This is a genomic window from Virgibacillus sp. L01 (genome assembly GCF_052246775.1).
GTDB lineage: Bacteria > Bacillota > Bacilli > Bacillales > Amphibacillaceae > Lentibacillus.
The window spans coordinates 345,842-357,666 of the sequence record NZ_JBQQCP010000002.1; the positions used below are offsets into that span (position 1 = coordinate 345,842).

Sequence of the window (11,825 nt, forward strand, 5' to 3'; positions counted from 1 at the left end):
TGATAAAATAGAGTATACTTAAAATTGTTATGAGAACGTTCGTTCCTTTTTTGGCAGGAGGTTTACTTTAAAGATGGAAAAAAACAAATATACAGTAGCATCATTATTTGCGGGTATCGGTGGTATCGACAAAGGTTTTGAACAAGCGGGCGCCGATGTGGTTTGGGCTAATGAGTTTGACAAAAATGCATGTATTACTTATAGAAAAAATTTTAATCATAGATTAGTTGAAAGAGATGTAAGAAAAGTTATGGAATATGAAATGCCTAAAACGGATATCATAACTGCAGGTTGGCCATGTGTTGCCTTCTCAGTTGCAGGTAGACGACACGGTATGAAATATGAATGCCATGATTGTGGTTATGAACATTCGGTCACTTATGACGAATATATAAATGGACCTGTTTGTCCTCATTGTGGTGGACGGACAGATGCAAAAGATCCTAGAGGGACGCTATTCTTTGATGTAATCCGTTTTATAAGAAATAGACAACCAAAGGCTTTTCTGCTTGAGAATGTAAAAAACCTTAAAGGACACGATAAAGGTAATACATTTAAAGTTGTTGAAGATATGTTAAAAGATAGTGAATACCATTTTAAAAGCATAGTTATGAACACAATGGAATACGGGAATATACCACAAAATAGGGAAAGGATTTTTATTGTAGGTTTTAAAGATGAGAAAATTCTAGAAACATTTAAGTTTCCTAGTAAGGTAAACTTGAAAAGTACTATTGATAATATCTTAGATCGAAATATAAAACAGGACGACTATTTCTATTATACCAAAGAAAGTAAATATTATAGTATGCTATCACGATCAATGAATAGAAAAGATACGGTATATCAATTACGGAGAGTCTATGTTCGTGAAAACCAGAGCAATGTATGTCCTACTTTAACCGCTAATATGGGGACTGGGGGACATAATGTTCCATTAATATTAGACAACTGGGGTATAAGAAAGCTTACTCCAAAAGAAACCTTAAAATTTCAAGGCTTCCCTGAAGACTTTAAAGTTCCAGAGAATATGGCAAATAGCCATATTTATAAACAGGCAGGAAATGCAGTGAGCGTGCCTGTTGTAAAGCGCATAGCAGAAAATATGATGATAGCGATGGATTTGTTTGGTAGTAGTGTAAAAGAGAAAGGACAGAAAAATGTAGTTTAAAACTAGACCCCTTTTGGGTCTTTTTTCTCAATTTTAAAAGGCCTGGAAGTCAGCTTCTTTATCCGAAATATTATTTATAGTTTATGGTATTTAAGTAAAAAATAATCGGGGATATTCTTCATTTTTGTGAGTATATTGGAAAAAACCATTAACATAATTTGATTTTAATGAAGTGCCTGAACCCTGAAACAATCCATTGAGGTTCATTTAGAATTGGAGCATAAAATTCCACCACAACTTTATACAGAACTCACGGAAAAAGTATAGGCTACTTCATATGAAGTAGCCTATACTTCTTCTACCAGCTGTTCTACCGCGGGAATGTCGGCTGGTGCCCATACTAGTGATTTCAAATTTTCACGTTTTAACCACACCAGTTTTGAATGCTCACTTAGAGTGGGTTCTCCTGTAACGAGCTTAGCCTTCATTGCCACTAAGTTAATAATAAAACTATCATATTCATGAATGTTTTCGTGAAATACATCTGAAGCACTAATCTCACAAGAAAATTCTTCTTTAATTTCACGTTCTAACGCTGTATGTAATTCTTCGCCTATTTCTACCTTGCCACCAGGAAATTCCCACATATTCGCAATAGACATTTTCGGTGAGCGAAGTGCGCACAATACTTCTTTATGTTCGTTTTCAATTATAGCTGCGACAACTTTTATAGTCTTTTTCAAGATAATCCACCTTTCTTTATCCCTTAATAATCTAGTACAAGATCTATGATATATAGTACTTCACTAGCATATTACATATAGACTAAGTATTCCACCATAATAGGCTGGTCTTATTCTAAGGAAATAGGAGAGACAGGGCAAATGTTTCATTAAAATTGACTAAAGAATTAGCAACTCTACTTATCCTTTGGTTATACATTTTTTTGTACACCCTAACTGATACCATGAAATCATACTAAGTAAGGGGGCAATTAAAATGAAGAAATTATTTACTGGATGTTTAACTGCTATTGGGGCAGTTGTCGTTTTAGGTATTATTATAGCACTATTTTCAGGTGGTGATGATTCACCGGATACTGCATCAGGAGATAGCGGTGATGCGAAACAGGAAGAGACTTCTGACAATAATGGCCAGGAAAAAGATAAAAGTGAAAAAGAAAAGGTCAAGAAGGCAGGCGTTGGGGAAACAGCTACCGTTTCAAATGTAGGTTTTACAGTTGATAATGTAAAAACTCCGGATAAAATTGACAGTGGAAATGAATTTGTTGAGAATGCTACAACAAGTGGCAAATTTGTTATTCTCGATGTGACGGTTAAAAATGACCAAAAAGAACCCCTGACAATTGACTCCAGTTATTTTAAAATCAAGTCAGCTGACGGAACAACATATGAGCCTATTACGGATGGCCAGGTTATGATGGCGATGGGCGATAGTATGGGAGACTTTTTCCTGACACAAATAAATCCAGGTCTAAGCAAATCAGGTAAGGTTGTCTTTGAAGTATCGAAGGATCTGAAACTAAAAGATTCAGTGCTGCACAGTCAGACAGGATTCTTTGGCACAGAAAGCATTGAGATTAGTCTGAAGTAAAAATTGGATACGGCTATTCCTGTTGGGAGGCTGTGTTGAGTGGGATAAATCTAAGTGTGGGTTTATCCCTTTTTATATAGGAACAATTAACATCATTCCTTTACAATCCGATAATAGAAGTAAATAAATTTTAGGGGAATGATTCGTTTGCTTGGTCTGTTTAAGAAAAAGGAGAAACCTCAATCAAAACCAAAGAAAGAACAAACTAGTAATAAGAAAAATAATGAAGTGGTAGCAGGAAGAAAAGGGGAGATTGGCGAGTATAAGATTGATATTCAGCTGTCACAGTTCCCAGAAGAGTACATGTATCTTAATGATATAATGATCAAAAATAAAAAATCGGCATCCGGCTATTCACAGATTGACCATCTTGTACTAACGCCATATGGCATTTTTGTTATTGAGACAAAGAATTACCAGGGTACGATATATGGTGGAAGAAACCGAAAACAGTGGCTTATCAATGGAAAGTTTAAAATGATAAACCCGGTTATTCAGAACTATGGCCATATTCAAGCGCTGAAAACGATAGTAGATAAGAAATTTCATTCTAATTTTATTTCGCTTATATCATTCACAAAACGCTGTAAGCTGAAAATCGACATGGACTTAAGAGAAATCTCAGCAGATGAAATAGTCATCTATGATATTTATCTAACAGAAACGATCAATAGAAAAGTAGCTATTACTAAATTGAAGCATAAAGAGCCTTTGTTAACAGAGGCGGATATTGAGCAAGTATACAATACATTATCTAAATCAAACATTACAGATCCAACGATAAGGGACCAGCATAATAAAAGTTTAAAAGAGAAGAACAGCACAAATAAATCAGCTGCTGCTAAATGCATTGTCTGCAGTAAACCTGTTTCACAAAAGGTTAAGAATTATTGTATGGCGAATAAAAAGTTCGGTGGGAAAGTTTATTGCTATGATCATCAAAGAAGTCGGTAAGATTTACAAAATAGTGGCCGTCACCTGGAACTACTCTGAATACTTCCGAGTGATAGGCTCTTCTACTTAAAAATCATCGTCCTTTCGTAGTCTTCAACCCTTGTATATTAACTATTATAATGATGATTTAATTAAATTAAATGTTAATGATTACAGCAATGAAACGTACCATCCTTGGATTAGTTTTTTTCCACTTTACCTTCTGGATGACTGAAGATTAAAATCATAGTTTTTGGAATCTAAAATGTTATCCTTGTTATAGCAAATTTGATTGGCTTTCAATAAGATCAGTTTTCCGCAATCGGGCTATTTTGTGGAATAATTCATTGTATAAATAACGAAATTTTGACATAATTATTCTAAGTTAATAGGCAGCAATACAGAACAAAGAGATTAATTAACGAGGGGGATTGTTTTGAATATTTATTTGGAACACGTAAGGGCGAATGTCTTATTCAATGGTATGAGGAGACCTTGGGGTTAAAGGTAACTGGTTATTGGCCACATGAAAATTCGAATTATGCTCATTTTGAATTTGATAAAGGGGCAACGTTTTCCATTATAGAACATGATGAATTCCCTTCGCGTGGGCGATTTAATTTTAAGGTAGAAAATATTGATGCTTTTTGGGAAGAGATTAAACATAAAGTTGAAGTAGTTGAGGAATTGTTCAATACTCCATATGGCAGTCGGAAATTTACTATTAAAGATTTGGATGGTAACGAACTTGGTTTCGGGCAGGAATAGGTTTCCCGTTTTAATATTATAAGGAATTATATATTGCAGTACTGGTGATAGAAAACCATGTTCCGAAAACGGGCGCCATCATAGAATAATGGCACCCTCATTAATTGGACCGTATTGTTGGGGAACACATAGTATTACGTTACGTACCAATTAATCCAGGTAAATGTTAAATTGAGTTAATGGAGTGTGAAAAGAAATGGTATTATATCTAGGTCATAAACCACTAATAGAAGGGGAAAAAATTGTTCTTAGACCTTTTAAGGATGAAGACTTTCCTTTTATAGAAGAATGCTTAAAGGATCCCGAAGTATTAAAATTGACAGGAAGCAGTTCGGGGTTTAATAGAGAATCAATTCTCCAATGGTACAATACAAGAAATGAACAAACTGATCGCTTGGATCTTGCTATTGTTGACCAATCCCAGGGCTTACTAGTGGGAGAGGTAGTGGTCAATTTATACGATGAAAAAAATCATAGCATGAATTTTAGGATACTTATTGGACCAAGGGGAAGAAATCGTGGGTTAGGAACTGAAACAACTCAACTTATAATTGATTATATATTTAACAACACTACACTTAACCAACTTACTTTAAGTGTTTTTGATTTTAATCCAAGGGCCAAGTATGTTTATGAAAAGGTTGGCTTTGAAATAGAAAATATTGATAAATACGATCTAGAATTTGAAGGAGAATGGATAGATTCTATCAATATGAAACTGACAAAAGAAAGTTGGCTGAAAAGAAAAAACTCATTAAAATAATGATCATCAGCAATCGGGTGCGCTAATCGAATAAGCAGGAGTCTTCTATTGACTGTCGAAATAGTATTTATATCTGATCTTTTTTAAAAAGTGAAACTGGCAGTCTATTTTCATAGGAGGTAACTAATGAGTATTGAAAATGAAATAGCAACTCGAGTTTATCGAATGCGAGAATTACATGAAAACTTCTCAAATGGTAGCTTTAATGAAATGAATAAATATTATTCTAAGGAATTCCAGGGGTATCTTTATATGCCTGATAAGGATCAAGTAAAATTATTCAATGCGGAACAAATTAAAGAGGGAAACAAAGGTGCGGCATTACATTATAAAGGGAAACACATTAAGTTTATTTACTCTGCCTTAAATATTGTTCCCCAATCTGAAACACAGGCAGCTGTTTCATATGAAATTACGCATCAAAATCAAGAAAAAACAGTTCGGGCTTTATCTCTTGAGGTATGGCGTAAAGAGTCAGATGGAGAATGGAGAATGCTCCGGTGGTATGAGGAAAAAGGGCCGAGTATTTCAATTTAGTTGTCTTTTTGGAATGTATTCAAAGGCGCATATAAAGGTCCAGCTGGGAGTCTGTCGTAGTAGTATTATATTAGAGCATTTTAATGTCATAGGGAGGAATTTGCAATTGGAGAAGAATACTGGTGTAACATTTCAAGTAAGAATAGCTGATTATGAAGTAGGAATAAAGTGGTATGAAAAGCTTTTTAACAGACAACCTGACTTCATACCACACGGGGATTTTGCAGAGTGGGAGATCGTTCCCAACACTTGGCTTCAGGTTGCTAAAGGTGAACCGACAAATGGAAATGGTCCGTTGAGGTTAGGCGTAGAAGATATTGAGAATGAAAGAGAACGGCTTATGGAAGTTTTGAGCACAGAGATAGAAAGTGTTAATACCAGAGAAGGTGTGCCAGCAGCTTGGTGTTCTTTTGAAGATCCTTATGGAAATAGGATTGGCTTATATCAGGAACTTTAATATAAGTCAATAAATGATAATAACTTTATTCCAGAAAGGGCGCCTTCCTTTAATAAGGGTAAGCACCCATATAAACCGCTGAGTTGAAGTAAAAGGTTATTTAGTAAATGTAAAAATGTTTCCTTTAGGGTTCTGCGCTTGCTACCTTTTTCGGTCCAAATGATTACTACTTCTAATTCTGTATATTTTTCAGCAAAAATAAAGGTTTTAAAAGTACGGACTTACCCCGATCTAAACTCATGCTCGCTTTGCAATCCTTACCATTAGGACAACTAAAAAGTGAATACATTGTTGTAGAGTTAGGATCATTTCTAAACATATAAACCTCCGCAGATTCAACTTCCACACCTAATAGTATAGACCATTGTTTTGATGTTTGTTTAGTTGGTATATTCATTGAAGTCTGAGTCTCCTGCATCTATGGTTGTTGCGCCAATGAGTAAAAGCAATAATATGTTGTCTTTGGAGAAGGAAGGAGAAGTACCTCTTTTGATCATACCGGTGTTTATGAGACGGAGTACAGAAATCCTCAAAGGCTTTAGCTTTCATTTGTCGATAATATGCTAAAATACAGGGTGTATGTTTGCAGTCGGAAGAACCACCTGCCAAGGTTTAGCACCACAATCCGTACTACAAGCATCGATGGTTTATATCATATCACACTCCTCCCTCAAGTCTTCATCAAATCATTACACACAGTTAATGTACACTTTACATTTAGGTGATATGGTTGATGTGTAATAGGGAGGAGGAAAAAAATGAATATACGTGCATTGTTCATTGATATGGATGGAACATTGCTGACGTCATCAAATGAGATTTCACAACGCAATGCGGAAACGATCAACAGATTAACAAATCAGGGTGTTAAAGTTTTTCTGGCGACAGGGCGTCAATATGAGATCACAGCACCATACCATAGTCTGCTTGGCTTGAAAGCGCCGATGATCTGCCTGAATGGTGCTTCCATTCATGATGGATTCACGGGAAGGGTTGCCCAGATGAATCCGGTTGTACTGGATGAGGCGCATTTTCATCGTGTAACGAATGAAATTCCGTGCAATATCATTGTGCACACAACCGACGGTCTCTATTGCAACAAGACGTGCAAGGAGGTTGATGAGTGGACCAGGGAAGGTAAGGTTCCGCCAAGGTATATCGGCGACCTGCGGCATGTAGATTACCGGAATGTGCTGAAATACAGTGTAAGAACAGGCAGCCATGGTTCGCATATGTCACATTTATTTAGTGATGCAGCGGATGTCATTGACTGGAAAGACGGGTTTGAGATAGTTGCCCCCGGTGTTTCCAAATGGGCTGCCATTCAAGTGCTAATTAGAGCTTTTGGCATTAATCCGGAAGAAACAGCAACCATCGGTGACGGCCCGAACGATATTCAAATGCTGCGTTATGCCGGAATCAGCGCCGCAATGGCGAATGCTGACCAAGAAGTGAAAGCAGCCGCAGATGTTACAACCGGTCATCATGAACAGGATGGTCTGGCTGAATTTATTGAAAAATACCTCGTTCAGTCATTTGCTGTCTGAGGTGTTACTGAACTAAGAAGCGATAAACGTGAAGAAATCGTTTATCAGATGATCATTCCCATATAGGTGGTCCTCTTTGTACCTTCAATCATTCCCCCCCAAACCGAACCACATCGATCTAATTGTCGTGCTTTGAATTCTATATTGCTAATTATCATACCATTTGTATTAGATTCTTTGTTAAGCTATCCGGCAGTTATTATTGAATAAAGGAAGGCTAATTGCTCAGTAAAACAGTGATAAAATTAGCTTCTATTATCTTCCAAATTACCTAACTTTGTAAATCCGCACTTCCTTGATGTTACCCTTGATAATAATTGCGACAATCGCTGGTAAAAAACGTGACAAAAGTGGTCCATTTTAATGGCTGAAATCAGCTAATGAATTTTTGTGAAGTTTTTATTTTGAAGATGAGAAATGGGGTTAGACTCCTTTGCAAGGTTAAAATTTTTACCAAAAGCAGTGCCTGCTCCCTGAAACGATCCAAATCGTTCCAGGCGACAGGCACTTTTGATTATAGTTGTTACCTCATACTGGCATCTTCCCCATGAATTTGCCGCACAATCTCATTTTCTTTTTTTGGCGGATGAAGAAACAGTGCCAATATAAGGCGGCGAATGCAAGGAAAGTACTGCCCATAAACCGCCCATTCAAAATCCAACCACTTATGTTTGCTGGCCGATCACCTCATTTGTGGCGAGTGCTTCTGGTTCAAAGCTTTTTCTCCCCATGGAAACAAGTGTTACCAATATAGCAGTACCAATCGATGCAGACATTTGCTGCAGGGTATTGGCCATGGCTGATCCGTGTGCATACCATTTTGGCGGAAGCTGGTTCAATGCGGATTTCAAACGCTCCGTTTTTGTGATAGTATTCTGTTCAGGTACTCAGGGCCACAGCAAACGATGCCTCCATTGCTCACCGTTACGCTGGTATTGTACCCGCATGTGTTTACGGTCTGGATCACCTTGCCAGAATTCGATTTCATCAGCAAGGACAGCAAAAAGCTTCCAGTTGGGACTTATTGTTTTAGGGGTTTGATTTACCAAGTCTTTCGTTTTTAACAGTTCACTCTCTAAATCTTCTCGTCTATCCAATGTTTTACTCTGATTTCCGATTAGTGCCATTGCCTGAGCTGCACTCGACCTCTTCAAAAAATCCTCAGTATTTCTCTCTTTTGTCATTTCGGAAGCGACTCCACGTATTCGAACCTGCCTGCCTATTTCAGACCAATAAAAAGTTAAGGCGACTTTCTGGTTTACTTGCAGCTGTTCTCCTTTTCGGCTTGCCAGTGATGTTGCAAAATACCACCTGTCACGGGTTACATCTTTCAAGATTAATACTCTGGCGTCAGGAGCTCCTTCCGCATCGACAGTGGATAGTGTCATTGCATGAGGTTCGCGAACTCCTTCTTCAATTGCCACGTTTAGCCATTGAAAAAACAAATCTGACGGATTGTCCGTTATCTCGTTTGGATGAAAATCTGGTAATGGACCGGCCAATGATTTTAAATTGCTTAATAAATCCTTTGCTTGCTTCATAATTCTCCTCCTTTCATTATTAATCTAGCATCTTTTTTTAACATAAAAGATTTAATATCATGAATCAACTTTATCATTATTTTAAAGGTAAATAGCAGCTGTAATGCTACTGTATTAAAAATCACGGATAAATTCTTGAATACATGGAAAAAAGATACCCTTTCAAAATGTGCTACAATACGATTAAATTAAGTAAGTATATCGTATGGCAGAGATGATTGATATCAATATTTAAGGGGGCACTATACGGAAATCATTCTGTTTTGCCTGATATGCTGAAAAAGTCAAGTGGTCATATCGTAATATCTCTTCTGATGCAGTCCTTGAAGTAACCAAGAGGCTCACATTATACTGTGCGACAAAGTTTGCCGTTCGCGCAATTTCCACAGGTTTGGAAAAGGAACTCGTCAATATAGCGTCCGCGTGTCCAATATTTCACCAGGCATGGTTGATAAGCCACTGAGTTCGGAAAGTCCGTTTGACAGTGACCGGAAAAACCTCGAACAAGCTGATATTGCAAGGACAGTTGTTTATGCCATAACGCAGCCTGATTATGTGAATGTAAATGAAATCCTGGTCAGGCCGGTTAGTTTTAATTAAACCTTATTTTAAATTTACATTAAAGTTGATTGATTTAGCAGTTAAGAAAGTATAAATCCTTTCTTACTGCACAAGTGCAACTGAGGCTTGGCGATAAGCTAAATTTTCTAATGATTTTAGATTAACTACAAGGCTGATCTTTCAACAATCGGGCCATATAATTAAGTAACGCCTTGTAAAAATTAAATTACTTATGGAATTCAGTTGGCCAGCATATATGTAGCGAAACTGTGGTAAAAGGTTATATCGAAAAGAGGGGGAAAAGAATTATGAAATTAATACCAATATACAGAATTAATACTTATGTGGTTCCAGAATCTGTGGATAGAGTAATTGAAGGTGTGTTAAGTGTTGATAGTTTAATTTATGGAAACTACAAGAACGTAGCGTGGCATTCCAATGATGGAATAGAACAATTCGTCCCTTCAGAAAATTCTGTGCCAACAGAGGGTAGTATAGGGGAGAGGAAGCAAGTAACATCTTTTAAAATAGAATTTTCCATTCCAAGAGATAAAAATTTATTATCAAAAGTAATTGAAGAAGGTATTTACCCTAATCACCCTTGGGATGAGCCAGTCGTACAAGTAACTGAAGAATTTGAAACGAGAAAGCACGGTTAAATTCTTCTTTTTATCTCTTAACTTCTTTGGTTTACCTTATTCCATTGGCTGAAGAACTTAATTGACTTTGCCACAATCGGGAGCAATCATTGAATAAATGGTTGCTTTTCTTTATATACTGGGACAGACTGTAGAGTAACTCTTGTATTACGTATTAGACCAATACTGCGCAGTAAACGTCTTCTTTAAAGGTGACTTTGTGAAAAGAATGTACTTAAAGTAAAAGTGTGGTTTTTTTTGAAGAAGATCCATTAATCAACGACCTGATATTTGGTGTTTTCTAATTAATCAAAGTTTCAGTAGTAAAAGGGTTTATCCTATGTTTCGTCGAATACAAGACTATTATGGTAGAGCCTAAGCTACCTTGAATATGGAGGTTTGAAGCGTGTATCAGCCTGTACCCATAGGAATCAACAACTACTTTTAGACGGAGGTTTTAGCAGGTTATGAGATCCATAAACTTTACAGTCTTGCCGCCACCAAAGTTATTAAGACGCGATATTGAATGCCTTCGGATTGCCTCGCACACTAGTAGTGAAGCACTGGATGTTAAAGTGTGTCCGAATGGCCTTCCTGGTATCGTATTTCAGCTTTCTACCGATGCTTCAGCTGCTATAGAATGTATTACGACCCGATCAGCACAAATTTCGAATATCCCAATATTGTTTCTACATGGACAAGGTTCGGATCCGAGTGTCATGCACTTCAGAAACAAGCCGTACACGACAATACAAGTGGTCTTCAAGTCTCACGCGCTTTATACGCTGTTTGGTATGGATGCTTCCTCGCTCAACCAAGGTTTTCTAAATCCCGACCAATTTGGCGCAAAAGAGCTTGAGAAGCAACTTTTAGACATCAAAACCAATGCCGAACGAATTACTATGCTCGGCGAATTCCTTATTACAAAGCTGGAGCAAACGAATAAAAGGGATGAACTAATCGAGCAGGCGCTGAGTTTTATTCGTTTACACATTTCAACTGTTAAAGTGAAAGATTTATTGTCGGCATTTCATATTTCGGAGCGTCAATTCCAGAAGCGTTTTGCCCGAGTCGTTGGTATGTCACCACAGTTGTACATTCGAATAAAGCGAGTGAATGAGGCACTGAGGATGATGGCTACAGGGCAGTACGAACGATTTTCAGATATTGCTTACGCGCTTAACTTTTACGATCAATCGCATTTTATTCGCGACATCAAAGCGTTTTCCTGGGTTACACCGAAAAGCATTACGAATAAAGTAAGTGAATTCCAGAGCGATGAGGCAGGTTCATCGTATTTATAGCTAAATGACGGCTTTTTACAATTTTATATTACTCCTTCCAATTATAATGGG

General features: G+C 37.2%; 14 protein-coding genes. 11 read left to right on the top strand and 3 right to left on the bottom strand.

Going from position 1 to position 11,825, the window contains the following annotated elements; translation table 11 throughout:
* Positions 1-73: 73 nt before the first annotated feature.
* Positions 74-1,171 (top strand): DNA (cytosine-5-)-methyltransferase, encoded by a 1,098-nt coding sequence (gene dcm, locus ACTWQM_RS06825; protein ID WP_443257429.1) that lies wholly within the window; start codon positions 74-76, stop codon positions 1,169-1,171.
* A gap of 287 nt (positions 1,172-1,458) precedes the next feature.
* Here the strand turns inward: dcm and ACTWQM_RS06830 are convergent, their stop codons facing one another.
* Entirely contained in the window at positions 1,459-1,854 is a 396-nt protein-coding gene (locus ACTWQM_RS06830; protein ID WP_443257430.1) for a (deoxy)nucleoside triphosphate pyrophosphohydrolase, read from the bottom strand.
* A 256-nt stretch (positions 1,855-2,110) separates the two neighbouring features.
* On the opposite strand from ACTWQM_RS06830, the gene ACTWQM_RS06835 reads away from it, so the two are divergent.
* From ACTWQM_RS06835 to ACTWQM_RS06865, 7 genes are all read left to right on the top strand, one after another.
* Positions 2,111-2,725: a DUF4352 domain-containing protein gene (locus ACTWQM_RS06835; protein WP_443257431.1), complete on the top strand. Its 615-nt coding sequence runs from the start codon at positions 2,111-2,113 to the stop codon at positions 2,723-2,725.
* Between the two features lie 138 nt (positions 2,726-2,863).
* Positions 2,864-3,679: a nuclease-related domain-containing protein gene (locus ACTWQM_RS06840; protein ID WP_443257432.1), complete on the top strand. Its 816-nt coding sequence runs from the start codon at positions 2,864-2,866 to the stop codon at positions 3,677-3,679.
* Positions 3,680-4,132: 453 nt separating this feature from the next.
* On the top strand, positions 4,133-4,426 hold the full coding sequence (locus ACTWQM_RS06845; protein ID WP_443257484.1) for a VOC family protein: 294 nt from the start codon (positions 4,133-4,135) through the stop codon (positions 4,424-4,426).
* Positions 4,427-4,622: 196 nt separating this feature from the next.
* Entirely contained in the window at positions 4,623-5,189 is a 567-nt protein-coding gene (locus tag ACTWQM_RS06850; protein ID WP_443257433.1) for a GNAT family N-acetyltransferase, read from the top strand.
* Between the two features lie 126 nt (positions 5,190-5,315).
* Positions 5,316-5,726 carry a hypothetical protein gene (locus ACTWQM_RS06855; protein WP_443257434.1) on the top strand — a complete coding sequence of 137 codons (411 nt, stop codon included), beginning with the start codon at positions 5,316-5,318 and terminating at the stop codon, positions 5,724-5,726.
* A 106-nt stretch (positions 5,727-5,832) separates the two neighbouring features.
* Complete coding sequence (locus ACTWQM_RS06860; protein ID WP_443257435.1) at positions 5,833-6,183, top strand: VOC family protein; 351 nt, start codon at positions 5,833-5,835, stop codon at positions 6,181-6,183.
* A gap of 758 nt (positions 6,184-6,941) precedes the next feature.
* The gene (locus tag ACTWQM_RS06865; RefSeq protein WP_443257436.1) at positions 6,942-7,730 is read left to right on the top strand and encodes an HAD family hydrolase; all 789 of its coding nucleotides are present in this window, start codon (positions 6,942-6,944) and stop codon (positions 7,728-7,730) included.
* Between the two features lie 665 nt (positions 7,731-8,395).
* On the opposite strand, the gene ACTWQM_RS06870 is transcribed toward ACTWQM_RS06865, so the two are convergent.
* Both ACTWQM_RS06870 and ACTWQM_RS06875 read right to left on the bottom strand, forming a co-directional pair.
* The gene (locus tag ACTWQM_RS06870; RefSeq protein WP_443257437.1) at positions 8,396-8,569 is read right to left on the bottom strand and encodes a hypothetical protein; all 174 of its coding nucleotides are present in this window, start codon (positions 8,567-8,569) and stop codon (positions 8,396-8,398) included.
* 48 nt (positions 8,570-8,617) lie between these two features.
* Positions 8,618-9,271, bottom strand: a complete 654-nt coding sequence (locus ACTWQM_RS06875) for a pyridoxine/pyridoxamine 5'-phosphate oxidase (protein ID WP_443257438.1) — start codon at positions 9,269-9,271, stop codon at positions 8,618-8,620.
* 423 nt (positions 9,272-9,694) lie between these two features.
* Between ACTWQM_RS06875 and ACTWQM_RS06880 the strand changes: the two genes are divergently transcribed.
* The 3 genes from ACTWQM_RS06880 (at position 9,695) to ACTWQM_RS06890 (ending at position 11,774) form a co-directional block, all read left to right on the top strand.
* Positions 9,695-9,871 (top strand): hypothetical protein, encoded by a 177-nt coding sequence (locus tag ACTWQM_RS06880; protein ID WP_443257439.1) that lies wholly within the window; start codon positions 9,695-9,697, stop codon positions 9,869-9,871.
* 269 nt (positions 9,872-10,140) lie between these two features.
* Positions 10,141-10,491: a hypothetical protein gene (locus ACTWQM_RS06885; protein ID WP_443257440.1), complete on the top strand. Its 351-nt coding sequence runs from the start codon at positions 10,141-10,143 to the stop codon at positions 10,489-10,491.
* A gap of 446 nt (positions 10,492-10,937) precedes the next feature.
* Positions 10,938-11,774, top strand: a complete 837-nt coding sequence (locus ACTWQM_RS06890; protein WP_443257441.1) for a helix-turn-helix domain-containing protein — start codon at positions 10,938-10,940, stop codon at positions 11,772-11,774.
* Positions 11,775-11,825: the final 51 nt, after the last annotated feature.